Source organism: Methylobacterium sp. FW102-HT35C08, from assembly GCF_058790235.1.
In genome coordinates this window covers 3556834-3578787 of the sequence record NZ_JBYTCL010000002.1, presented here as the reverse complement: position 1 = coordinate 3578787, position 21954 = coordinate 3556834, and the positions used below count along the sequence as shown (strand labels likewise).

Below are 21954 nucleotides of genomic sequence, written 5' to 3'. Positions count from 1 at the left end.
CGCGTGTCAGGCCGAGGCGACGACCTTCCCGACGAAGGCAAGGATGTCGGCCGGCAATGTCCGGGGTACTGTCCGACCCATCGTTTGAGACGTTGGCACCCATGCGTGGTTGCGAGGCGGCCACTGATGCCCTTCGAACGAGCCGAGCCATCAATGACCCAGTTCGAGCAGCGGCAACTGGCACAGGTCGTCGCCGGCCTCGCCGAGGGCGTGATCCTGATCGAGCCGGATCACACCATCGCCTACGCCAACGACGCCGCCCTCGCGATGCATGGAGTCGCCGAGATCGGCGACCTCGGAGTCACTGTCGCCGAGTACCGGGCTAACTTCGTCCTGCGCTACCGCAACCACCGCGAGGTCGGCCCCCTGCAGCATCCGGTCGAGCGCATCCTGGCCGGCGAGGCGTTTCGCGACGCGGTGGTCGAGGTCCACAATGTCCGGGATCCCGCGAGGATATGGACGCATCGGATGCGGGGACTGGTGACGACGGACGATGCCGGTGCACCGACCGGCCTCGCGCTTCTGATGCAGGACGCCAGCGACCGTTACGAGGCCGAGGAGCGGTTCGAGTGCATGTTCCGGGCGAACCCGGCTCCGGCCGTAGTCTGCCGGCTCTCCGACCTGCGCTACGTCAAGGTCAACCAGGGTTTCGTCGAGCTCACCGGATACGTACGCGACCAGGTCATCGGCCGGACATTCACCGAGGTCGACCTTCTTGGCCAGGGCGAGCATCGCGCCTCCGCGGTCGAGCACCTCCATGCCGGCACGACCATCAGGCAGCGGGAGGCGTGCCTCTCGGTCCCGTCCGATGCCGAGAAATACGTCATCGTCGCCGGCCATCCCATCGAGATGCCGGGCGGCGAACGCTGCATGCTGTTCACGTTCGCCGACCTGGAGGACCGGCGGAAAGCCGAGGCCGAGCTCCGTCTCAGCGAGGAGCGCTTCGCCAAGGCGTTCGAGCTCAGCCCGATCCCGACGGTCCTCCTCAGCTCGGCCACCGACCTGCCGACCAGCGTCAACGACGCCTACGCCTCCACCTTCGGCGATGCCGAAAGCGCTTCCGCGATGCCCTGGGTGGAGGAGGCGGAGCGGACGCGCTTCAAACGAGAACTCCAGCGCTACGGCAGGGTGCGCGCCTTCGAGGGGCGCCTGCGCACGCGCGACGGCGACGTCCTCGACTGCCTCGTCTCCGCCGAGAAGGTCACCGTCGGCGGCGGCGAGGGCCTCCTCTGTGCCGTGCAGGACATCTCGTCCCGAAAGCGGACCGAGACCGAACTCATCTCGGCCATCGAATCCGTCATGGCCGACGCTTCGTGGTTCAGCCACGGCGTGATCGAGAAGCTCGCCCTTCTGCGCAACCCGCCCAGGCCCGGCAAGCCGCAGGCGGTGGCCGAAAAGCTCACGACCCGCGAGGGTGACATGCTGGAGGGCATTTGCCGCGGCGACACGGACGAGGAGATCTCCAAGGCGCTCGGCGTCTCGCTGAGCACCGTGCGCAACCACGTCGCCAGCCTGTACCGCAAGATCGGCGTCAACCGACGAAGCGTCGTGGTCGTCTGGGCCAGGGACCGCGGCATCGGCGAGAAAACATCTTTTCAGCATTACGGCAAAAATACAACGCGAAAACCAGGGCGAAAACACTAAGCGGCCTAAGCTGAAATACTTTTATGTAAATTGGCGGAACATCGTTTCGATAGAAGTATTCGGTAGGTGTAGCTCTGCTCGTTCCGGGCATCTCGACGACGGCTAAGCCGGACAGAGAGGTGCCGCGAATGGGCAAGGGCCGCAAGGTTCTGTCGAGCGATCACGCCCGTGCCCTGATCAAGCAGGCCATCGGCATGATCTTCGGGGACACCAAGGTCGAGGCGGAGGCCACGACCGAGATCGCTACGATTGAAGCGCGGCACACCACGGACAAGCCAACCCGACCCCGGCGCCCCGCGCGCACTTAGCCCCGGCCCCGTAGGCCATCGAGACCCATGCCCCAGCCCGCGCAGGCCCTGCGTCAGGCCCCTTCCGCACGCCGAAAACCGGAGCCCGTCATGTCCCTCCTCGCCTGGATCGTCCTCGGCCTGATCGCCGGCTTCATCGGCAGCAAGATCGTCAACAACACCGGCCAGGGCCTGCTCGTCGACATCCTGCTCGGCGTCGTCGGCGCGGTCGTCGGCGGGTTCCTGTTCAACCAGTTCGGCGAGCCCGGCGTGTCGGGGGTCAACCTCTACAGCCTGCTCGTCGCCATCGTCGGCGCCGTGATCGTGCTGTGGCTCTACCACATCGTCATGGGCCGCCGCCGGGTCGTCTGACCCACCGCGCCCGTCCAGCTTACCGACCTCACAACTCAGGAATACCACCATGGCCACCGTTACCGAGCCCACCCCCGTATCCCCCAGTCGTCCGATCACGGATCGCACCGTCGTCGACCGCGACCTGCCGCAGACCACCATGGTCACTCCGGCCGAGGACATGCGCACGATGATGCTGCATTCCGTCTCTTGGGGTGCGGTCCTCGCCGGAGCCACGGTCGCGCTGATCTCGCAGGTCATCCTGAATATGCTGGGGCTCGGCATCGGCCTCTCGACGGTCGATCCGATGGGCGACGGCAGCCCGGCGGCGAGTTCGCTCGGCATCGGTGCCGGCCTGTGGTTCGTCGTCTCCGGCGTGCTGGCGGCTGTAGGCGGCGGCTACTTCGCCGGACGCCTGTCCGGCAAGCCGTCGACCTCGACGGCGGGCTATCACGGCCTCCTCGCCTGGGCGGTCTCGACGCTCGTGGTGCTGTACATGCTGTCGTCGGCTGCCAGCGGCATCGTCAGCGGCGCCCTCGGCACCGCCTCCTCGGCCATCGGCGGGGTCGGCAACGCGATGGGCGGCTCCGCCTCGACCCTGGCGCAGGCGGCCGCCCCGTCGCTGACCAAGGTCACCGACCCGTTCTCGAACATCGAGTCCAATGTCCGCAACGGCGCCGGGTCCGATCCGGCCGCGCTGAAGGACACCGCGGTGACTGCCATGCGCGCCGCCGTCTCAGGTGACGGAGCACAGCAGGCCGCTGCCCAGGAGAAGGCCGCCGTGGCCCTTTCCAAGGCGCAGAACATCTCGGTCGAGCAGGCCCGGACCCAGGTCGCGCAGTACACCCAGCAGTTCAAGGAGACCGTCACCTCGGCCAAGGAGCAGTCCAAGCAGATTGCCGACGCCACCGCGCGCCGTGTCTCCCAGGGCGCGCTGTTAGGAGCCCTCGCGCTGATCTTCGGGGCGCTCGCATCCTTCTTCGCCGGCCGTGGTTCGGCCGTCGATCCGACCGTCACCCGCACCGCCCCGAACACCCTGACGCCGCGCCGGGCATGAGCTTCGGCGACCGCGCCGCGACCGAGCCCCACGGGCTCGGGACGCCCTTCGGTACCGCGGCGGAGGTCGCCATCGGCGAGGAGGCGGTCCTCTCGCTGATCGAGGAGACCGCGCGCATCGAGAAGTGTGCGGTGGAGACCGAACGGGTCCGTGTCAGCACGCGAACCGACGCCGTCGACCAGGTCCTGCGCGAGACCCTGCGCAGCGACATGGTCGGGGTGACCCGGGTGCCCATCAACCGGACCCTCGCCGAGGGCGAGGCACCCCCGGTGGTCAGGACGGAGGCTGGGGTGACCATCATCCCGGTGCTGGAAGAGATCCTCGTCGTCGAGAAGCGCCTCGTCCTGAAGGAGGAGGTGCACATCCGCCGGACCACGGCGGGCGAGGACGTCGAGATGCCGGTGACGCTGCGCAGGCAGCACGCCGTGATCGAACGCGTGTCCCCCGAGGGGCACGTCACGGAACAGGCCGCCACGCACCCATCACAGGAGCCGACAACATGACCCAGACCATCACCGCCATGTACGACACTCATCCCGAGGCGGTCGCCGCCCAGGGCAAGCTCGTCGGCCTCGGCATTCCCGCCGTTGCCATCAAGCTCATCTCCGGCACCCAGGCCGGCGCGGCCGGAACCGCGACCAAGGCCGACGAAGGCATGTGGGGCTCGATCAAGGACTTCTTCATGCCGGAGGAGGACCGTCACGCCTACGGCGAGGGCCTGCACCGCGGCGGCACGATGCTGAGCGCCGAGGTTGAAGACGCGCACGTCCACGCCGCCTCCGATATCCTGGAGGAGCAGGGTTCGGTCGATCTCGACGAGCGCGAGGCCGCCTGGCGCAAGGAAGGCTGGGACGGTCGTGCGACCGGTTCCACCACCGGGACCGCGCCGGTTGCCGCCGCAGCGCTAGGTGAGGGTGCGATGTCGTCCGACCACGCCGCCACGACCCGCGACACCGGCCTGCACGCCGCCGCACCGTCCGAGGCCGTCGCCGCCCACGGTACCGCCACGAGCACCGATTACATCCCCGTGGTCGAGGAGCGCCTCAACGTCGGCAAGCGCATGGTCGATGCCGGCCGGGTCCGGGTTCGGTCCTACGCCGTCGAGAAGGATGTCAGCGAGAACGTCACCCTCCACGACGAGACGGTGAACGTCGACCGTCGCGTCGTCGACCGCGCCGTCACCCCGGGCGACATGGCGCTGTTCGAGGACAAGGTCATCGAGGCGACGGAGATGCGCGAGCAGGCGGTGGTGTCGAAGAACGCCCGCGTCGTTGGTGAGGTCGGCATCCGCAAGGATGCGGCCCAGCGGGTGGAGACCGTGACCGACAAGGTCCGCCACACCGAGGTCGAGGTCGAGGACGGTCGCGGGACGGTCAGCCGTACCGGCACCACCGGCACCTCCACGGAAACCACCCCGCGCAAGCCGCTCTGAAGCGCTCAAGTCCGGGACCGGTTCGAGCCGGTCCCGGCTCCGTACGATTCCATGTCCACCTATCGCGAAAGCTCCGTCGCCGTGACCAAGCTCCGCCACCTCGTCGTATTCGCGGCCCTCGCATCGTCATGCGTCCCGCTCGGCGCGCAGGCTCTTGAGAAGACCGGTTCAAGGGCATCGCTGAAGCCGTTCTGTTCGGCCGACTACGCCCGTTTCTGCAACGGCCTCGACCTGAACGGACCCGAGGTCGTCGCCTGCTTCCGCAAGAACGCCCGGGAGGTCTCGCCTGGCTGCCGGGCGGCCATTGCCGACTACGTCGTGACGGCCTCCGAACAGTCCGCCCCCTCGCGGTAGCGGTCGCTCGCCTGCCCGGTCCGCATCCCATCCCGACCCGAAGGAAACCCCATGAAGATCCTCAACACCATGTCCGTAGCGGCGGCGATAACGCTCCTTGCCGCCGGCATCGCCTCGGCCAAGCCATGTGCGGTCGGAACGACCACGAACAGCACCGGCCAGGTGGGCTCGGCCGACGCTTCCTCGAAGGTCGACGGTGACACGACCGCGAAGGTCTCGCCCGGTGCCAAGGCAGAATCCCCCGGGACGGTCGGCGCGATGAACAACGTCGGCTCGAACGCGACGCCCGCCACCAACGAGGCCAAGCCGCCCAAGGGCAAGGTCGTGAAGCCCGGCGACGACGATTGCTGATCGGCCCAAAGGCTTCATCGAAACGGAACGGAGACACCCAATGAGTGACGGCTTTCCCCTCGATGACTGCGCTGCTCGGCCTGTTGGCCGTGGCGGGCTTCCAGAACCGGGACAAGATCCAAGAGATGCTCGGCGGATCTGGCCACGGTGGTCCCGCAACCGCAGGTACGCCCGCCGGACAGGGCGGGATCGCGGGACAGGATGGTCTCGGCGGCCTGCTCGGTAATCTCGGAGGCGCCCTTGGGGGTGCTGGTGCCGGTGGCCTGCTCAGCGGCGGCCTTGGCCAACTCGTTGACCGCTTTCGCGAGAACGGCCACGGCGAGGCGGCCGACTCCTGGGTCAACCACGGGCCGAACGCCGAGATGAAGCCCGATCACTTGAGATCGGCCATTGGTCCTGACGTCCTCGATACGCTGTCGAGGCAGACCGGCCTCTCGCACGACGACCTTCTGTCCAGGCTCTCGCGCGAACTGCCGTCCGCGGTGGACCGCTACACCCCCGACGGCAGGCTTCCGTCCGCGGTCGCTGGCATGCCCGCCTGAGAAGCCACCCGGTCGATCCCGCTGGTATCGAAGCCGCAGAACCGACCGGCCACACGTTTGCACCGGGGCACGTAAATCCCCGTCACGGGAGGGACAGATGTCCGGAAGCGCGCACGCCAAGGCTGCCGAACACCACGAGGCAGCGGCCAAGTCACACCAGAAGGCCGCTCGCCACCTCGACGACGGCAACGAGAAGAAGGCCGTCAAGCACGCTTCGAAGGCCGACGTCCGGGCGAAGAAGGCCAACCAAAGCTCGATCAAGGCGCGACCCAGGAAGGCCGCGTCGAAGAATTAGTCAGCGCCTCGCATCGGCTCGAAGCGTGTTTTGCTTCGGGCCGGTTCAACTTTGAACCAAACGGAGATTGACCAGTGGACGAGAACCGCATCACCGGCGCCGAGAAGGAACTCGGCGGCAAGGTTCAAGGCGCCGTCGGCGACGTCACGGGCGACCGGGAGACCCAGGCCAAGGGTACGGCTAACGAGGTCAAGGGTGCCGCCGAGAACCTCGTCGGACAGGCCAAGGACGCCGTGCGCGACGTTGTCGGACAGGCGAGCGACCTCGCCGACAAGGCGATCAACCGGAGCCGCGACGCCTTCCCCGAGGCCGAGCGTGCCTACCGGCAGGGTGGCGATGCCGTCGCACAGTATGCGAAGGAGTCCCCGCTGGTGCTGGCGGCCATGGCCGGAGCCATCGGATACCTGCTCGCGATGGTCGTTCACGGCCGTCGCTGAACGGTCGTCGCCCACGGCTACGCTTCCGACGAGAGCGGTCCTCGGACGGGGACGAGACATGGCGGACCCTCCGATGCCACCCATGCGCACGCTGATCCATGACGGGTCGAACGACGACCGCTGGTACCTATGCCGCGGCGGCGACCCTGCCGACGTGTACGTCTTCCATGAACCGAACGGGCCATCCGGCGGGAGGCCGTCACGCATCGAGATCGCGGATTTCCTCGCCTCGGCGAACGGATCCCCCGAGCACCGCGCTCTCCTCGTCATGATCGGCTCCCTGGTCGGGGCGGGTCATGGCGGTCTCGCATCGAGTGTTTCCACCCCCGAGCCGGGGGCCGCCGGTGCCGAACCGACGCCTGGCGAGGCTGCCTCGTCGATCTGATCCGTTCCCTCCAACGCCCGCGAGAACGCCATGGCCATCGACTACCGTTCCGAACTTCGCAGGCCCCTTCCGTTCAGCCTCGCCGTCGTGGCGGTGGTGCTCCTGGTCTGGCTCGTCGTTGCCTCCATTGCGGGCGCACGGCAGAGGACCGCCCGGGACCATCGCATCCAGGACCTGGAGACGCGGCAGGTCTCCCTGCAATCGGACCTCGATCAGCAGCGGGCGGCGGCGGGTACCCTCGACGGGCTCCAGGCGAAGATCGCATCGGCCCAGCAGCAGGAGCGGGATATCACTCAGGCCGGCGAACAGGCCAAGACGAAGGCGGCGAGCCTGGCGACGGAACAGCAGGAGGCCGAGCGCAAGGCCGGCGAGGCCAAGGCCACCGCCGAGGCCGAGACGACCAAGCTCACCGGGCTGCAGGCCCAGGTCACCCAGGCTGAGCAGAAGCTCGCCCCTATGAAGGAGGCCACCACGGCAGCCGAGCAGGCGGCGACCGCCAGGACCAAGGAACTGTCCGACGTCGGGCGCCGGCTGGAGGAGACGCGCCAGCAGGAGGCAAAGCTGCGGTCCGATATCGCCGCCATGTCCCAGGAGGCGACCGCCAAGACTGCCGACCTCGCCAAGGCCGAGGAGAGCCAGCAGAAGGCGCGCGAAGGCTCGGCTGCCGCTCAGAAGGAGCTGGCCGATGCCCGCGCCGCGACTGAGCAGGCGACGAGGCAGAAGGCCGAACTGGAGCGGGCCGTCGACGGTCTGACCGCCAATCGTGAAAAGCTGGCGAGCGACGTCTCGCAGGCTGGCCAGCAGGTGCAGCAAGCCAAGGATGGGTTGGCTTCGACGCAGAAGGAACTCGCCAAGGCGCAGTCCGAGCGGGACAGTGTGATCTCGGAACGGAGCCAGGCTGAGCAGGCTGTCCAGAAGCTGGCTTCCGACCGCGACGGCGCGGCCTCGGCGGTGGAGGCGCTGCAGAAGCGGCAGGCCGACGCCCAGGCGCAGTTGGCGACCCTGACCGAGACGCTGGCCTCCCGCAACAAGGAGCTGGCTGCCCTTGAGGACCGACTAGGAACGACCCGTCAGGAGCTTGCCGCGACCCAGGCTAAGCTCGCCGAGGCACGTCAGCAGCTATCGGACCAGCCTCCTGCCATGACGGTGCATCCCGGCCCATCCCAGCCGCCAGCGCCTGCCATCGCTCCCAAGTCCGAATGAATCCCGCGGGACGGGGGTCGAAGGGGGCTGAACCAGGATGAGCCCAGCCTCATCTGAGGCTGGGACCGTTTTTTCACCGGGCAGGGAACGGACAGGGGGCTGCAGATCGGCGGGATAGGGAGGAAGCGCTCTGACCGGCGGACTTCCGGACGGGGCGTCACAGACGCCCAGGGTGGGTGCTTGCTGCGATCTGAACCGCGGTGGTCAATGCAGCTTCGGATTGCATTGTGAATTCCACCCTCGCGTCCGTATTCACGGTTCGCCACCGGAACGGTCCCGCGCGCCGGCCCTTTGCCCAAGACGATGGAAGTCGATCCCGAATGTTCTTTCGAGGTCCTTCCGGACCCATCGGCAATAAACCGGAGGCGACATGTCCAAGACGATCTCAGCTGATTTCAAATCCCGCCGGGATGCGGAGATGGCCGTCGAGCACATCGTGCAGGATCACGGCCTTGATCGGAATGCGGTCCAGGTCGGCCCTGCCTCGGACGAGAACACGGCTGGGACCGAGGTGGCGCGGGCGGATGTCGAGGACGGGCACCTGAAGGCCGGGAATGAGGGCGAACCCGCGCTGGCCGGCAAGGTCAGGGTTTCCGTCGTGCTCGACGACGCCATCGCCGAGAAGGTGCTGTCGTCCTTCGCGACCTTCCACGGTGACGTCGGCGGCTGAACCGGCACCCGACGGTCACCCACGGAGGTTCGTCGGCACGGCCGACGCCGGCCCACGGGGGACGGCTCCCACCCATCCGCCCTGACGGATAGAACTGATGACCGATCCCCTCCATGACCTCGCAGCGGCCGGCGTCGCCATTTGGTTGGATGACCTCAGCCGGCCGATGATCGAGTCCGGCGCCCTTGCGGAAGCGGTCGAGCGCGATGGTGTCATCGGCATCACCACCAACCCGACCATTTTCGCCAAGGCCATCGGGGCCGGCGAGGGCTACGACGGCCACGTGCGCGACCTGGCGCTGCGTGGGACCGCCATCGGCGAGACGGTTCGGCTGCTGACCGCCTGGGACGTCCGGACCGCCTGCGACGTCCTCCGTCCGGTCTACGACCGTACCGGCGGCCGCGACGGCCGGGTATCCATCGAGGTCGATCCGCTCATCTCGGGCGATACCGAGCGCACTGTGGCTGAGGCGCGCGGCCTGTGGTGGCTGGTCGACAGACCGAACCTCTACATCAAGATCCCCGCGACAGATGCCGGGCTGCCCGCCATCTCGACCTGCCTGGCGGAGGGCATCTCGGTCAACGTGACCCTGATTTTCTCGGTGGCCCGCTACGAGGCGGTGCTCGACGCGTTCCTCACTGGACTCGAACGTCGGGCTGCCGCCGGCGAAAGCCTCGCTGGGGTGGAGAGCGTCGCCTCGTTCTTCCTCAGCCGCGTCGACATCGAGGTGGACCGCCGGCTGGCGGAGGGGGCAGGCAATGCGGTCGAACGCGACCGCGTCCGTGGCCAGGCGGCCACCGCCAACGCCCGCCTCGCGTACGGGGTGTGGGAGGAAAGCGTCGCCTCCGCGCGCTGGCACGCCCTGAAGGGAGCACTGCCCCAACGCCTTTTGTGGGCATCCACCGGGGTGAAGGACAAGGCCCTCGACGACACCCGTTACGTCGTCGAGCTCGCCGGGCCCGAGACGGTCAACACCATGGCGCAGCCGACGCTTCGTGCTGTGGCGGACCATGGCCGTATCCGGCTGGACACGATCCATGCGCCCGCCGGCGCGGCCCAGGCCATCCTCGACGAACTGGAGCGGCTCGGCATCGACATGGCGGACGTCGCCACCACCCTGGAGGCCAAGGCCGTAGCCTCGTTCGAGGCGAGCTCGGACGAGCTCATCGCCTCGGTCACCGGACAACTCGAACGGGCCGGCGCCTGCGTCATGCCGGCGGGGGCGGTCTGCCCCCCATCCGGCCAGGACGCTCCGAAGGGTGCCCCGGCCGCGGCGGCCCCGGTGCGATCAGGGAACGGCGCTCGGACATGAACTTTTCCACGCCGATTGTCCGTTTTTCGACCCGACCGAAACTAGGGGCGAGGCATACGATATGAGCGACACGGTCCCGAACGTCTCCGATGGCCCACACCTGCGCACCATCGCCATGCCACGCGACACCAACGCGGCCGGCGCCATCTTCGGCGGCTGGACGGTTTCCCAGATGGACCTGGCGGGCGGAACCTTCGCCGCCCAGCGCACCAGGGGACGCGTCGCGACCGTCAGCATCGACGCGATGCGCTTCCTACGGCCGATTGCGGTCGGCGACGAGGTGAGTTGCTACTGCGCCCTGCAGCAGGTCGGCGAGACGTCGTTGGGCGTGAAGGTCGAGGTCTGGGTCAGGGATAGGACAGGCGGCGATCCTGAGAAGGTCACCGAAGGGGTCTTCACCTACGTCGCCCTGGACGACGATGGAAAGCCACGGAAGTAGGAGGGGGACCGGTGGAACTGGACATGGCGACATCCACGGTCCGTGGGCATTCCATCGGACTTGTCCGACCGGCTCGGCCGGCACGGACCCGTCGCCATCGTCGCGGATGTTTCGATTCATTGAACCGAGGTTTCCGAAATCGCTTGAGTCCACATGGAAACCTATGTCGTCGTCGTCGCCGGGTTCGGTGTCCTGGTGCTTCTGACGGCTTGGTTGCCGATGGTGCTTCGGGCTCTGCCCCTGTCGCTTCCCATCTGTTGCGTCGGGATCGGCGCAGCCCTGTCGGTCATCCCCGCCATCGGTGAGCTCACGCCCCATCCCGGCTCCCATGCCAAGCTCATCGAGCATGCCACCGAGGCCGTGGTCGTGATCTCGCTGATGGGGGCCGGCCTCAAGATCGACCGCCTCTTTGGTTGGCGGAGCTGGTCGGTGACGTGGCGCCTCCTCGGCATCGGCATGCCCCTGACCATTCTCGCGCTGACCGCGCTGGGGTCGGCCCTTCTCGGGCTCGGTCTTGCCTCGGCCCTTCTCCTAGGGTCGTCCCTGGCCCCGACGGACCCGGTTCTGGCATCCGATGTCCAGGTCGGCCACCCCGACGAGGACCACGAGGACGAGCCGCGGTTCGCCCTGACCTCCGAGGCGGGTCTCAATGACGGTCTCGCCTTCCCGTTCGTGAACTTCGCCATCGCTCTGGCTGGTACCGGCGGCCTGACCGGTCTTTCGTGGTCTCACTGGCTTGCCGTCGACGTGGTCTGGAAGATCGCCGTCGGCGCCATCCTCGGGGCGGCGATAGGGCGGGCGCTGGGATGGCTGATGTTCCACCTGCCCAACCTGTCGAAGCTCTCCCGCACCGGCGACGGCTTCGTGGCGCTCGGCGTGACCTGCATCGCCTACGGATGCGTCCAGGTCGTCGACGGCTACGGCTTCGTTGGCGTGTTCGCGTCGGCCGTCGCGCTGCGCTCTTCCAGCCGCGGGCATGACTACCATCGCAAGATGCATGACTACGCCGAGGAGCTCGAACGTCTCCTGATGATGGTTCTGCTCGTCGGGTTCGGGGCGGTGCTCATCGGCGGAGGACTGCTATACGACCTGACTTGGCCCGCCGTCGCCTTCGCGCTGGTCGCCCTCCTGATCGTCCGGCCCCTTAGCTGCTGGATCGGCCTGATCGGTAGCGGTCGGTCCTCGGAGGACCGTGCCGTCGTCAGCTTCTTCGGCATCCGCGGGCTGGGGACGGTCTACTACTTGGCGTTCGCGACGGGTCACGCGTCCTTCGAGGGAACGGATCTTCTGTGGTCGACGGCCGGCCTCACCGTCCTGATCTCCATCCTCCTACACGGCGTCACGGTTACGCCGGTGCTGCGCGCCCTCGACCGCAGGATGGGACGGGACACGGAAAGCGCCCAGCTGGACCTGACCCTTCCCCGTCCCACGGCCTGACCGCGCGTGGCAAAAGGCCGTTTCCTCGTGCCCCCCTCATTAATGGTCGATCAACGGCATACTGCCGAATGCCGATGGACCGGGTGAACCAGTCGACAGCGAACCGGGCTCGCCGACGGGTCGTCCGGCTCGGCGCCACGCCAAAACGCAATCTAGTCCCGCGTCTGATATTGCAGTGCAACAACACGCGTTCTTCGCCGTTGTACCGACGCTACCCTCGCAGTGCCGCGTGAGGGACGGCATCGAGTTAATCGCTCGTCGAGCGCAACTGCGATGCTGCCACCCACCGAAAGCACCCCGATGCGCTTCGCACCCCTCCTGGCAACCCTCGGCCTCACAATCTCGCCGCTTCCGGCCCTGGCGTCCTCCTGCGCCGAGCAGATCGGCACCATCGAGCGCCGCCTCGACAGTGCAGGTGCGGTGCAGGTCGCTGGCCTGCAGGCCGGGCACTCGTTGCGGACGGGCTCGCCGCGCGGGGTGACCGCCGCCCGCAAAGACACGCCCAGCGACCCCGCTACGGTCTCGACGGCCGACCATGTCGTCGGCGCGCGGACCCTGATCCTGCGGGCGGGCGAGAAGGACCGGCGTGGAGACCAGCGCGCCTGCGAGAACACGATGACCGAGGCCAAGGGCATGATCGGCGCCCTGCCATAGGCACGCGTTCAGACGCATGGACCTGCCGACACCAGCATAGGGAAGCCCGGACATGATCGGACCTGCCGAGATCGATGACATGCGGCTGGATCTTCTAGCCATGAACGAGCGGGCACGGCTTTACGATGCCGCCCTGATCCCCCTGAACCGGCACTGGGCCGAGCGCGGCGCCGCCTCGGTCGGCAGCGTCAGCCAGATCTGCGAGCGCGTCTTCGCCCGGGCGGAAGACCGCCCGCTCTCGGACTGGAAGGCGGTCGCCACCGAGGCCGTCGCGGATGCCGGGTTCGGCATCGTCTGGAACGGCGACGCGGTGGCCTCGCTTGAAGCCCACAGGTGATCCGCCAGGCTTCCGTGGCGGTCTTGATCCCGACGCACCGCCGTCAAGCCGGCGCCGTGCACTCTGAACCGGACGGGCAGATCCAGCCAGGTCCGACATCGGGATCTCGGCGACGGCGGACCTACGACCTGAGGGCCTCCAGGCGTAACGGCCGCCGGGGGTCGGCAGGAAGCCTCGGGAGCATCCGTATGGCCGCAGGCACCGGAAGATCCGAGGCTGACCTCCGACGCTCTCGGACACCATCGCGCGAGGAGCGCGTTGAACACGCTCTTACTTTGGAAATCGGTGCGACAGGGCAGCCCTAAGACCGACGCCTCCGATCCGCGTCTCAGGATGCAGACCCCGTCCACGCAGTACGTGCAGCCGCCGTTCAACGACCAACGCAGGCAGGCGTAGGGCCTCGCCTGCAGTTGGCCTTCCTATAAGCTCAGCGCGATAGGAGTCTCGCACGTGCGATCCAGCGCCCGGAGAGCGGTTTTAGTCGCTCAGGCCGGTCTTCCCTCGACCCTGGCATAGGTCCCGGAGGATACCTGCTCGGCGAGCTGTGCCTTGAAGTCCACGATGCCGAGGACCTGCACCGGGTTTCCGCTGTCGTCGAGGAACTCGTAGAGCGCGTCCTCGATGTTGCGGTTGCTAAAAAACACGATGGCGTCCTCATCGCCGCCGCCCTCCATGTGAGGCTCGCCGTTGGCAGCACCGGAGACGTAGCTTCCGGTCGGACGGACCTCCTTCATCTCCCCGTTCTCGCAGTAGAACCGAAGCTCGCCCTGCATCACCAGGGTGACGTAGGGGCACTTGTGCCGATGGAGCATCACCTTCTGGTTGGCCGCGAACTTGAACACGACGTCGACGATGCGGTTCTCCTCGTCGACCTTGTAGACGAAGAACGCGATGTGCGGGAGCCAGTCCAGCGTCCGCCAGGTGATGTTTCCCTCATCGAAAGCATAGTTCGGCATCGGCTGTCTCCCATTTATTATTGTTGTCTGGGGCCGGATGTGCTTGGCGCACGTGCTCCGGCCCCGTCGGGGGTGTTCAGCCGTGCGGCTTGAACACGACCTTGGTGCAGTTGTCCTTCTTGTCCCGGAACATGTCGTACAGCGCCGGGCCATCCTCCAGGTTGGTGGAGCGGTGGCTGATGATGAAGGACGGGTCGATGTCGCCGTTCTGGATGCGCTCCATCAGCGGCTTCATGTGTCGGACCATGTGGGTCTGGCCGGTCTTCAGGGTCAGGCCCTTGTTCATCAGGACGCCGAGGGCGACGGGACCGACCGGCCCCGCGAAGACGCCCGGCATCGAGACGTTTCCGCCCGGACGGCAGGCCAGGATTGCCTGGTTCAGGGCGAAGGGACGCTCCAGGCTGACGGTGTGCTCCATGATGGCGGAGGACACCTTCTGGAGGGTGGTGTCGGCCCCGTGCGACTCCATGCCGACCGCCTCGATGACCGAATCCGGACCCAGGCCATGGGTCATCTCCATCAGCGTGTCTTGGACGTTCTCGGTCGACAGGTCGATGGTCTCGGCGCCGGCCTCGCGGGCCAGGGCGAGGCGCTCGGGGACGCTGTCGATGGCGATGACGCGCTTTGCGCCCAGCATCAGGCAGCACTTCACCGCTAGCACGCCGACCGGGCCGCAACCTCAGATGGCGACGGTGTCCTCCGGGCCGATGTCGCAGTGCTCGGCGGCCTGGTAGGCCGTCGGGAAGATGTCGCTGAGGAACAGAACCTGCTCGTCACTGAGACCCTCGGGGACCACGATGGGGCCGACGTCGGCGTAGGGCACCCGCAGGTACTCGGCCTGGCCGCCGGCGAACCCCCCGGTGATGTGCGAGAAGCCGAACAGGCCGGCCAGGGGGTAGCCGTAGGTCTCGGCCTGGAGCTTGCCGTTCGGGTTGGTGCGCTCGCAGCAACTCCAGTTGCCCCACTTGCACTGCCGGCACTCGCCGCAGCAGATGGTGAAGGGCACCACGATGCGGTCGCCGACCTTGAGCTTCCGGTTGTCGCGCCCGACCTCGATGACCTCGCCCATCGTCTCGTGCCCAAGGACGTCGCCACACTCCATCGTCGGCATGAACCCGCCCATGAGGTGGAGGTCGGATCCGCAGATCGCGCAGGCAGTCACCTTGATGATGACGTCACGGCCATGTTCGACCTTCGGGTCGGGAACGGTCTCGCAGGAGATCTTGCCCCTGCTTTGCCAAGTCAGCGCCTTCATGCGTGTCATTTTCTCCAGTGGCGCCGAACCACTGGATGGAAGAGCCTTCCACCGGTCGACGCCAGTCCAGGATCAATCGCTTCGGAAGCGCGGATGATCCTCCGCCCCCGGAATTAGGTTGCCTCGAACGGGGAGTGATGCCGCAGCAAGTAGGCCGGCGTGGAGGCTTTGCTCGGTCCACGCCCGGTCACCCACCAGCCACCACTACGACGAGTAGCAGTGGGGCGATGATGTTGGTGATCTTGATCGCCGGGTTCACGGCGAGTTCGGCGTTGCCATAAGCAAGGTAGCTTGACCGATCGGAGAGGTGCCGTTTGCGTCTAACCGAACGCTCAAAGCCGCGGGGTCGAGGTCCGGTTACCTACCGCCTAAACTCCGAAGCAGCCATTCCGCTTACGGCCAGCATCTGCCGCGACGCCCCGCTCGTCCGAATGTCCCAGATGGGTGGTTTTGTGACGGTCTGCTTCTGAGCGCGAAATGTAAAAAGCAGACGCCGCCCTTGAGGCCACTTGCCACTCATTTTGAACTTCGAAAGCTTGCGAGTTGGTGGTTGGGCTACCCGCCACGTACTGCAGTCGAGCGAGAGTGCTTGAAGATTGGCAAGACGGAGAAGCCCGATGGCGCGAGCGACGGTCCGAGACCGATCCGCAAAACAGCGAGGAGGCCCCTCTCTCGAACGACGAATGTTGTAGTTGGTAACATCACTGTAAATTGATGCCCTCAACCATTCTGTTCAGACAACTTGCAGGAATGCAGGTGCAGTCTTTATGCATCGATCAGGGCATTCCTGTCGGTCTGTCTAGGGGATCTGTGATGCTGGGTAGATTCATCCTCTCGCTCCTCGCCATCAACCTGCTCGGCGCCCCAGCCATCGCCCAGACCGGACCGGCTAGGCAGGCCCTCGTTGCGGGCGAACGTGTGGTGGATCTCCCGTTCGGGGACGGCGTGGACCAGCGCGTCCTCTACGACGCGCCGCCTCACCCTCGGGCAACGCTCGTCATGCTGCCAGGCGGCTCCGGCGACATCGGCGTTCGGCGCGACGGCGACCTGCGCCGCGAGGACAATTTCGTCGTCCGCACGCGAGCGAACTGGGTAGCGAGGGGTTACGCCGTACTCATCCCCGACACGGTCGATCAGGCGAACCTGCGGGGCGTGCGAAGCTCCCCGGCCTACGGTCGGCTAGTGAACGATCTGGCGGCCTACGCCCGAGATCAGGCCCCTGCGCCCGTCTTCTTGGTTGGCACTAGCCAGGGGACCATAGCGGCAATGAACGGGGCTGCGCACGCCCGGTCGGGCCTCATCGCGGGCTTGGTGTTGACCGAGTCCGTGTCCGTGCCCGGACGACGGAGCGCCGAGACGATCTTCGACGCTGATCCGGGGGGCGTGCGCGTTCCGGTGTTGGTCGTGGTCAACCGCGACGATGCCTGCGACGTGGCTCCGCCCGAGATGGCCCCACGCATCGCCGCGACCATGACGCGTTCGCCGAGCGTTCGCGTTCTCGCTGTCAGCGGCGGCATGCAGCGTTCGGACAGAGCCTGCGGTTCACTCTCGCCTCACGGCTACTACGGCATTGAACAGGAGGTGGTGGGCGAGATCGCAGGGTGGCTCCAAACGCACGGTGGCTGACCCCGGCTGAGCGCCGAAGAGGGCGCTGAGTGGCTGCGCGGGTACTGGCTCCTACCGCGTGGGCTGGCCACGCGCGTGGTGGACACGAAGACAACGGACAGGTGAGCAGCGGGTGACGAGGGCTGCGGGTCGTTTTAATGACGCGTTTCGGGGATGCGCACCGACTGAATAAGCGCCTATCGTGGGTCGGTTGCGGAATGGCCGCTTAGCTCGACTTTGGCCACTCATGCGGCTTGGCAGAGGGCATAGGCCCAGGGCGCTGGCAAACGGAAGCGGGGTTTTGTTCGGGCGCGTCGGCGCGGTGATGTTGCCAAAGTCCGCTCGCGCCAGATCGCATAGCGCACGGCGGCCAGTGCGTCGGCGAAGGTCGGGCGCGGTTTGGGGTACTACGCGGCGGCCGCGACGCGTCGCTGTTGGCGGGCCGAGAGGCGTGCGGCCAGCAGCGTGACGATCGAGAACAGGGCGAGCAGGCAGGGCGTGGTGCGGGCGATGGCCTTGTCCGACCACTGCCGCTGTGTCTCGACACCGAGATGGGCGCGCGCTTCCTGGAAGGTGACCTCGACGGTCCAGCGCCGCACGAACCACCCCACGATCTGCGCGGGCTCGCGCATCGGTTCGGTGCAGAGCAGGGCCTGCGGTGCAAAGCGGCTCTCGGGATCGCGCACCAGCACCCATCGGATCGGCACGACCGGCAGACCGCCGTGCCGCCACACGGCGGTCCCGGAGGCGATCTCAAGGGTGCGCTCGCCCGCCCCGTACCAGCCGGGCACCACGACCGCGTGCCAGCGCGTGTCCTTGGCCGCGAGGATCGCGGCGAGCGTCGGTAGTCGAGCGCCCTTGGTCCGCGGGCGTCCGATCGTGCCCGGCGGCTGTGGCGGGGCCGGCTCGTAGAGAGCAGCATCCAGCCGCAGGCGGGTGATCGCCGTGATGCGGGCGCGGCGCATCGCGTCGAGAAACAGCAAGGCCGAGAAGCCGCTGTCGCCCACCACCACGAGGTCGCGCCCCGGCAGCCAGCGTCGGGTCTGAAGGGCGAGTTGGCGCCCGACGTCGAGCAACGGCTTGTGCCGACGACCTCGTTCGCGGCAGGCGCGCTCGGACGGCACCAGCGCGGTCAGAAACGGCAGCGCCCAGACGCGCCCCGCCCAGGGGATCGGGGCGAGCACCATCAGGCTCATCCAGCGCAGCCCGCTCGCCTTGACGAAATGGCTGTCGGAGGAGCGGACCGGGTCGCGGTAGATGCCCTTGGCCGCGATCCGCTTGCCGCGGCGGCGCTCGATCGTATCGTCCAGTCCCAGGACCACCGGGCCACGTTGCGCGAACGCATCGACGAGGAGCCCGAGCAGGATACGGCTGCCGAAGCGCGGGCACCACGCAGCCCGGTTGAGGATGCAGTGGACGTTCACGAACCGCCGCTCCTGCGCGCGGCCGATGATGCGCCGGACGCTCGTCACCGTGCGCCGCCCCGGCGTGAGGATCGCGCCGATCAGCAACAGCTGAGCATGGCGCCAGGAGCGGTGGACGAACAGCGGCGCGAACGCCAGGATGATCCCGGCGAAGCGGGCAGGCAGGGGCAGCATGGCGGTGTCTCTTGGCGGGGACGCCACCAGCCTATCCGTCACGCCCGCTTCGTCACCTCCGCCCACCCAACCCGCCGCAAATGCCCAAAGTCGAGCTAAGGGTGGATTTCCGCCGGCCCGCTTCGGGGCGCCGAAGCATGGAAGCGGACGTCATTTTCGCTCCCGCTCATGACCTGACGCAGCCATTCTTGAACGCCTCCCGAAGTGACGGCTCCGCTTTTACAGATGCCGAGAGGTAGCGTAGCGAGATCGGCAACCCTGGCGGATCGTCTACCTGCATAGAATTAGAGTACGGATTTAGTCAGAACCGCGACGACATTATCTTCAGCTATGTCTTCGGTTTTTAAGGCGACTTGCCAGGAAATCGATCAGCGCAGCGACACGACGCGAAGGGCGGCGGCCGGCAGGGTGTACCGCATAGAGGTTCACGTCGCCGTGTCTGAAGCCGTCGAGCACGGTTTCTAGCCGGCCGGCTGCCAGATCCCCTTCGATGTCCAGGTCGGATTTCAGGACGACGCCTGCACCTGCAATGGCCCAGTGGCGCAGCGTACTGCCATCGTTCGCCGTGCGGTCGCCCTGGACGCGGACACCGAATACGCGGCCATCCTGCTGGAATTGCCAAGTGCTCTGCGGCGCACCCGGTCGAGCGAGGACCATGCAGTTGTGATCCGCAAGGTCGCGCGGGTGTCCGGGATTGCCATGCCGGCGCCAATAGGAAGGGGCGGCACAAACTCTGCGGGAGCCGCGCATCAGGAGCCGAGCGGTCAGACCCGAGTCGGGGAGCTGCCCCATTCTCAGCGCGAGGTCATAGCTGTCGTCCACGAGGTCGATGACCCCGTCGCTCAGCATCAACGTGACCTGCACGCCCGAGTTTGCCTCCATGAAGTCGTGGAGGAGGGGTGCGAGGGTGTTGCGACCCAGATCGTTGGTCGCGGTCACGCGGATGTCGCCCCGTAGCGGTCCCTGGTCGGCAACGGCGGCCATCGCCTCGTCCAGGTCGGCAAGGATGCGGCGGCAGTCCAAGAGAAAGCGTTCCCCTTCCGGTGTGAGCGACAGCCGCCGCGTCGTCCGCGTGACGAGGCGGGCGCCTACCCGTTCCTCAAGCCGCTGTAGGGAAAGCGTCACAGTCGAGGGCGAGAGCGTCTGCGCGCGCGCAACCGCCGACAGGCTGCCGGACTCGGCGACGGCCACATAGAGGCGGAGCGCATTGAACTGATCCATCATTCGATCCAGTCGAAAGATGCCTTATCGCATGTACTAATTATTCAAGCCCTAGCAATGGCTATGTTCCGATCAGAGCGAAGGTTGGAGCAGGACCCATGGCGAACACGACTTCTCAGGCTACCCGCGGCGGCGACGGGCTCGGGGCCCTCATCAACGCGAAGGTTTTCATCGTCGGCGGGGGATCGGGTGTCGGGCGGGCGATAGCGACGATGGCAGCCGCACGCGGCGCCAAGATCGCGCTCGCCGGACGCAGCCAGGGAAAGCTGAACGCGACCGCCGCGACGTTGGGCGGTGCGGTGCTAGGCTGCTACGTCCTCGACGTCACGGACAGGGCACAGGTCGAGGCGGCGCTCGCGGAGCATGGCCCATATGACCACATCGTGACGACGGCGGCGGACCTCGCCTTCGGTCCGTTCAACGGCCTGACCGATGCGCAGATCGAGGGGATGCTGGCCTCGAAGTTCTGGGGGCCGATCAACCTGGGCCGGGCCGCGGAGACCCATCTCGCCCCGCAAGGCAGCCTTCTCTTCTTCTCGGGCCTCGCGGCCTACCGCCAGGGTCCGGGCTCGTCCATCGTCGGCGCGGTGAACATGGCGCTGGAAAGCCTCGCAGCCGCGCTCGCCATCGAGATGAAGCCCAAGCGCGTGAACGTCATCTCACCCGGCGTCGTGAACTCGGCAACTTGGTCGGGCATGAGCGAGGACGACCGCGCCGGCTTCTTCGAACAGATCGCCGCCGGCCTTCCGGTCGGCCGCGTCGGCGAAGTGGAAGACGAGGCCCATGCCGCGCTCGCCGTCCTGGAGAACGGCTTCATCAACGGCACGGTGGTGAACGTCGACGGCGGCGGCCGGGTCGCCTGATCATCCGTTCTCGCGAAAATCTTCGATCATCACAGGAGTGAAACTTCATGGCCGATAAGCATGTCTTGGTCGCGGGCGGCGCCGGCGTCGTAGGACGTACCGCCATCGACGCGTTCGAGGGGGCGGGCTGGAACGTCACCACGCTCAACCGCGACGGTACCGCGCTGGCGAAGGGGCGCCACATTCAGGCGGACCTGCTCGATCCGGCGAGCCTCGAATCCGCAGCGGACGCGCTCAGAGGCGTCACGCACCTGTTCTACGCGGCGCTCAAGCCTAACGCCGATCCCGGCGTGGAGGCCGACGAGAACGCCGCGATGCTGGAGAACCTCGTTGCCGCGCTGCGCGGCTCGGGGGCGCCCCTGGAGCGGATCACCTTCATCCAGGGCGGCAAGGTCTACGGCGCGCAGCTCGGGGTCTACAGGACGCCGGCGCGGGAGGACGACAGCCGCCATTTCCCGCCCAACCTCTATTTCCGGCACGAAGACTTCGCCCGGTCCCTGGAGAAGGACGGCATCCGCTGGACGGCGCTGCGCCCGGACATCGTCATCGGCCACTCGCTCGGATCGGCGATGAACCTCGGCAACCTCATCGGCGTCTACGGCACGCTTTGCCGTGCGACGGGGACGGCGTTCCAGTTCCCCGGGACCGAAACCGCCTATCGCGACACGCTGGTAAACGTCACCGGCGCGGACGTGCTGCGCCGCGCAGCGCTCTGGTCGGTCGAGACGGAAGCGGACGGCGCCTTCAACATCACCAACGGCGACATCTTCCGCTGGTCGCATGTCTGGCCGAGGCTCGCGGCATGGTTCGGGATGGAGGTGGGCGAGCCACAGCCGATCTCGCTGGAACAGCGGCTGCACGCGATGCGGCCGGTGTGGCGCGATCTCGCCGAGAAGAACAATCTGGCGGAAGCGGACATCGACCGCCTCGCCCCGGGCGCGTTCGGCGACTTCATCTTCAACGTCGAGGCGGACGCGATCTTCGACGTGACCAAGGCCCGACGCGCGGGTCTCGCGATGGACGAACGGTCGGACGACGTGCTGCTGGCGCATTTGGACGACATGCGCCGGCGCAAGCTGATCCTCTGACGCCCGGCACCGCGTGACGGTCAGCGGGAAGATCTGGCGGAGGCGGCGCTCGCGCTGATGACGAACCCGTAAATCACTGGGACCGTACTGCGCGGCGACGGCGGCGACCATCTTTCCTGAGTCATCCAGCCGGCCCCGCGCTGGTCGCATCCCCTTCCCATCGAGCTGAGGACGGCCCCGT

At 67.2% G+C, this 21954-nt stretch carries 25 protein-coding genes and 1 pseudogene; 22 read left to right on the top strand and 4 right to left on the bottom strand.

What is annotated here, in order from left to right; all coding sequences use genetic code 11:
• The first annotated feature begins 153 nt into the window (after positions 1-153).
• The 19 genes from AC3WSN_RS17085 (at position 154) to AC3WSN_RS16995 (ending at position 13187) form a co-directional block, all read left to right on the top strand.
• Entirely contained in the window at positions 154-1644 is a 1491-nt protein-coding gene (locus AC3WSN_RS17085) for a helix-turn-helix transcriptional regulator (RefSeq protein ID WP_492543141.1), read from the top strand.
• 128 nt (positions 1645-1772) lie between these two features.
• A complete protein-coding gene (locus AC3WSN_RS17080; protein WP_243928206.1) occupies positions 1773-1952 on the top strand; it encodes a hypothetical protein in 180 nt (59 codons plus the stop codon).
• Between the two features lie 90 nt (positions 1953-2042).
• Positions 2043-2303 carry a GlsB/YeaQ/YmgE family stress response membrane protein gene (locus AC3WSN_RS17075; protein ID WP_192710943.1) on the top strand — a complete coding sequence of 87 codons (261 nt, stop codon included), beginning with the start codon at positions 2043-2045 and terminating at the stop codon, positions 2301-2303.
• A gap of 49 nt (positions 2304-2352) precedes the next feature.
• Positions 2353-3339 carry a PhnA-like protein gene (locus AC3WSN_RS17070; RefSeq protein ID WP_492539525.1) on the top strand — a complete coding sequence of 329 codons (987 nt, stop codon included), beginning with the start codon at positions 2353-2355 and terminating at the stop codon, positions 3337-3339.
• Positions 3336-3842, top strand: coding sequence for a YsnF/AvaK domain-containing protein (locus AC3WSN_RS17065; protein WP_492539524.1), 507 nt, complete (start codon positions 3336-3338; stop codon positions 3840-3842). The genes AC3WSN_RS17070 and AC3WSN_RS17065 overlap by 4 nt, the downstream gene beginning before the upstream one ends.
• Entirely contained in the window at positions 3839-4771 is a 933-nt protein-coding gene (locus AC3WSN_RS17060; protein WP_492539522.1) for a YsnF/AvaK domain-containing protein, read from the top strand. Before AC3WSN_RS17065 ends, AC3WSN_RS17060 begins: the two co-directional genes overlap by 4 nt.
• 51 nt (positions 4772-4822) lie before the next feature.
• On the top strand, positions 4823-5125 hold the full coding sequence (locus AC3WSN_RS17055; protein WP_492539520.1) for a hypothetical protein: 303 nt from the start codon (positions 4823-4825) through the stop codon (positions 5123-5125).
• A gap of 51 nt (positions 5126-5176) precedes the next feature.
• Positions 5177-5476: a hypothetical protein gene (locus AC3WSN_RS17050; RefSeq protein WP_492539518.1), complete on the top strand. Its 300-nt coding sequence runs from the start codon at positions 5177-5179 to the stop codon at positions 5474-5476.
• Positions 5477-5538: 62 nt separating this feature from the next.
• Complete coding sequence (locus AC3WSN_RS17045) at positions 5539-6018, top strand: YidB family protein (RefSeq protein WP_492539517.1); 480 nt, start codon at positions 5539-5541, stop codon at positions 6016-6018.
• Positions 6019-6115: 97 nt separating this feature from the next.
• On the top strand, positions 6116-6313 hold the full coding sequence (locus AC3WSN_RS17040; protein WP_492539515.1) for a hypothetical protein: 198 nt from the start codon (positions 6116-6118) through the stop codon (positions 6311-6313).
• A gap of 74 nt (positions 6314-6387) precedes the next feature.
• The gene (locus AC3WSN_RS17035; protein WP_492539513.1) at positions 6388-6750 is read left to right on the top strand and encodes a CsbD family protein; all 363 of its coding nucleotides are present in this window, start codon (positions 6388-6390) and stop codon (positions 6748-6750) included.
• 82 nt (positions 6751-6832) lie between these two features.
• The gene (locus tag AC3WSN_RS17030) at positions 6833-7135 is read left to right on the top strand and encodes a hypothetical protein (RefSeq protein WP_243987712.1); all 303 of its coding nucleotides are present in this window, start codon (positions 6833-6835) and stop codon (positions 7133-7135) included.
• A 30-nt stretch (positions 7136-7165) separates the two neighbouring features.
• The gene (locus tag AC3WSN_RS17025) at positions 7166-8338 is read left to right on the top strand and encodes a chromosome partitioning protein ParA (protein WP_492539511.1); all 1173 of its coding nucleotides are present in this window, start codon (positions 7166-7168) and stop codon (positions 8336-8338) included.
• Between the two features lie 370 nt (positions 8339-8708).
• On the top strand, positions 8709-9008 hold the full coding sequence (locus AC3WSN_RS17020) for a hypothetical protein (protein WP_492539509.1): 300 nt from the start codon (positions 8709-8711) through the stop codon (positions 9006-9008).
• Positions 9009-9105: 97 nt separating this feature from the next.
• On the top strand, positions 9106-10320 hold the full coding sequence (tal, locus tag AC3WSN_RS17015; protein WP_492539508.1) for a transaldolase: 1215 nt from the start codon (positions 9106-9108) through the stop codon (positions 10318-10320).
• Between the two features lie 61 nt (positions 10321-10381).
• Entirely contained in the window at positions 10382-10759 is a 378-nt protein-coding gene (locus tag AC3WSN_RS17010) for an acyl-CoA thioesterase (protein ID WP_243907806.1), read from the top strand.
• A gap of 153 nt (positions 10760-10912) precedes the next feature.
• Positions 10913-12196, top strand: coding sequence for a cation:proton antiporter (locus tag AC3WSN_RS17005; protein WP_492539505.1), 1284 nt, complete (start codon positions 10913-10915; stop codon positions 12194-12196).
• A gap of 300 nt (positions 12197-12496) precedes the next feature.
• A complete protein-coding gene (locus AC3WSN_RS17000; RefSeq protein WP_492539503.1) occupies positions 12497-12850 on the top strand; it encodes a hypothetical protein in 354 nt (117 codons plus the stop codon).
• 52 nt (positions 12851-12902) lie between these two features.
• Positions 12903-13187: a hypothetical protein gene (locus AC3WSN_RS16995; protein WP_192710956.1), complete on the top strand. Its 285-nt coding sequence runs from the start codon at positions 12903-12905 to the stop codon at positions 13185-13187.
• A 485-nt stretch (positions 13188-13672) separates the two neighbouring features.
• Here AC3WSN_RS16995 and AC3WSN_RS16990 read toward each other — a convergent pair whose 3' ends face one another.
• Together AC3WSN_RS16990 and AC3WSN_RS16985 are read right to left on the bottom strand one after the other, a co-directional pair.
• On the bottom strand, positions 13673-14143 hold the full coding sequence (locus tag AC3WSN_RS16990) for a cupin domain-containing protein (RefSeq protein ID WP_492539501.1): 471 nt from the start codon (positions 14141-14143) through the stop codon (positions 13673-13675).
• Positions 14144-14219: 76 nt separating this feature from the next.
• A pseudogene (locus AC3WSN_RS16985) lies at positions 14220-15398 on the bottom strand (zinc-dependent alcohol dehydrogenase).
• A gap of 813 nt (positions 15399-16211) precedes the next feature.
• On the opposite strand from AC3WSN_RS16985, the gene AC3WSN_RS16980 reads away from it, so the two are divergent.
• A complete protein-coding gene (locus tag AC3WSN_RS16980) occupies positions 16212-17024 on the top strand; it encodes an alpha/beta hydrolase (protein ID WP_492539499.1) in 813 nt (270 codons plus the stop codon).
• Positions 17025-17410: 386 nt separating this feature from the next.
• Here the strand turns inward: AC3WSN_RS16980 and AC3WSN_RS16975 are convergent, their stop codons facing one another.
• Both AC3WSN_RS16975 and AC3WSN_RS16970 read right to left on the bottom strand, forming a co-directional pair.
• On the bottom strand, positions 17411-18601 hold the full coding sequence (locus tag AC3WSN_RS16975) for an IS701 family transposase (RefSeq protein ID WP_492539497.1): 1191 nt from the start codon (positions 18599-18601) through the stop codon (positions 17411-17413).
• 324 nt (positions 18602-18925) lie between these two features.
• Complete coding sequence (locus AC3WSN_RS16970; RefSeq protein WP_492539495.1) at positions 18926-19822, bottom strand: LysR family transcriptional regulator; 897 nt, start codon at positions 19820-19822, stop codon at positions 18926-18928.
• A gap of 98 nt (positions 19823-19920) precedes the next feature.
• On the opposite strand from AC3WSN_RS16970, the gene AC3WSN_RS16965 reads away from it, so the two are divergent.
• Together AC3WSN_RS16965 and AC3WSN_RS16960 are read left to right on the top strand one after the other, a co-directional pair.
• On the top strand, positions 19921-20685 hold the full coding sequence (locus AC3WSN_RS16965; RefSeq protein WP_492539493.1) for an SDR family oxidoreductase: 765 nt from the start codon (positions 19921-19923) through the stop codon (positions 20683-20685).
• A 47-nt stretch (positions 20686-20732) separates the two neighbouring features.
• The gene (locus AC3WSN_RS16960) at positions 20733-21773 is read left to right on the top strand and encodes an SDR family oxidoreductase (protein ID WP_492539491.1); all 1041 of its coding nucleotides are present in this window, start codon (positions 20733-20735) and stop codon (positions 21771-21773) included.
• Positions 21774-21954: the final 181 nt, after the last annotated feature.

What these genes read in the sequence shown, in the direction of transcription:
- AC3WSN_RS17020 (WP_492539509.1), top strand. Translation starts at nt 8,709, where the DNA reads ATGTCCAAGACGATCTCAGCTGATTTCAAATCCCGCCGGGATGCGGAG.
- AC3WSN_RS16980 (WP_492539499.1), top strand. Translation starts at nt 16,212, where the DNA reads ATGCTGGGTAGATTCATCCTCTCGCTCCTCGCCATCAACCTGCTCGGC.
- AC3WSN_RS17005 (WP_492539505.1), top strand. Translation starts at nt 10,913, where the DNA reads ATGGAAACCTATGTCGTCGTCGTCGCCGGGTTCGGTGTCCTGGTGCTT.
- AC3WSN_RS17065 (WP_492539524.1), top strand. Translation starts at nt 3,336, where the DNA reads ATGAGCTTCGGCGACCGCGCCGCGACCGAGCCCCACGGGCTCGGGACG.
- AC3WSN_RS16965 (WP_492539493.1), top strand. Translation starts at nt 19,921, where the DNA reads ATGGCGAACACGACTTCTCAGGCTACCCGCGGCGGCGACGGGCTCGGG.
- AC3WSN_RS17000 (WP_492539503.1), top strand. Translation starts at nt 12,497, where the DNA reads ATGCGCTTCGCACCCCTCCTGGCAACCCTCGGCCTCACAATCTCGCCG.
- AC3WSN_RS17075 (WP_192710943.1), top strand. Translation starts at nt 2,043, where the DNA reads ATGTCCCTCCTCGCCTGGATCGTCCTCGGCCTGATCGCCGGCTTCATC.
- AC3WSN_RS16960 (WP_492539491.1), top strand. Translation starts at nt 20,733, where the DNA reads ATGGCCGATAAGCATGTCTTGGTCGCGGGCGGCGCCGGCGTCGTAGGA.
- AC3WSN_RS16970 (WP_492539495.1), bottom strand. Translation starts at nt 19,822, where the DNA reads ATGGATCAGTTCAATGCGCTCCGCCTCTATGTGGCCGTCGCCGAGTCC.
- AC3WSN_RS17040 (WP_492539515.1), top strand. Translation starts at nt 6,116, where the DNA reads ATGTCCGGAAGCGCGCACGCCAAGGCTGCCGAACACCACGAGGCAGCG.
- AC3WSN_RS17050 (WP_492539518.1), top strand. Translation starts at nt 5,177, where the DNA reads ATGAAGATCCTCAACACCATGTCCGTAGCGGCGGCGATAACGCTCCTT.
- tal (WP_492539508.1), top strand. Translation starts at nt 9,106, where the DNA reads ATGACCGATCCCCTCCATGACCTCGCAGCGGCCGGCGTCGCCATTTGG.
- AC3WSN_RS17030 (WP_243987712.1), top strand. Translation starts at nt 6,833, where the DNA reads ATGCGCACGCTGATCCATGACGGGTCGAACGACGACCGCTGGTACCTA.
- AC3WSN_RS17060 (WP_492539522.1), top strand. Translation starts at nt 3,839, where the DNA reads ATGACCCAGACCATCACCGCCATGTACGACACTCATCCCGAGGCGGTC.
- AC3WSN_RS16995 (WP_192710956.1), top strand. Translation starts at nt 12,903, where the DNA reads ATGATCGGACCTGCCGAGATCGATGACATGCGGCTGGATCTTCTAGCC.
- AC3WSN_RS16990 (WP_492539501.1), bottom strand. Translation starts at nt 14,143, where the DNA reads ATGCCGAACTATGCTTTCGATGAGGGAAACATCACCTGGCGGACGCTG.
- AC3WSN_RS17080 (WP_243928206.1), top strand. Translation starts at nt 1,773, where the DNA reads ATGGGCAAGGGCCGCAAGGTTCTGTCGAGCGATCACGCCCGTGCCCTG.
- AC3WSN_RS16975 (WP_492539497.1), bottom strand. Translation starts at nt 18,601, where the DNA reads ATGCTGCCCCTGCCTGCCCGCTTCGCCGGGATCATCCTGGCGTTCGCG.
- AC3WSN_RS17045 (WP_492539517.1), top strand. Translation starts at nt 5,539, where the DNA reads ATGACTGCGCTGCTCGGCCTGTTGGCCGTGGCGGGCTTCCAGAACCGG.
- AC3WSN_RS17055 (WP_492539520.1), top strand. Translation starts at nt 4,823, where the DNA reads ATGTCCACCTATCGCGAAAGCTCCGTCGCCGTGACCAAGCTCCGCCAC.
- AC3WSN_RS17025 (WP_492539511.1), top strand. Translation starts at nt 7,166, where the DNA reads ATGGCCATCGACTACCGTTCCGAACTTCGCAGGCCCCTTCCGTTCAGC.
- AC3WSN_RS17085 (WP_492543141.1), top strand. Translation starts at nt 154, where the DNA reads ATGACCCAGTTCGAGCAGCGGCAACTGGCACAGGTCGTCGCCGGCCTC.
- AC3WSN_RS17010 (WP_243907806.1), top strand. Translation starts at nt 10,382, where the DNA reads ATGAGCGACACGGTCCCGAACGTCTCCGATGGCCCACACCTGCGCACC.
- AC3WSN_RS17070 (WP_492539525.1), top strand. Translation starts at nt 2,353, where the DNA reads ATGGCCACCGTTACCGAGCCCACCCCCGTATCCCCCAGTCGTCCGATC.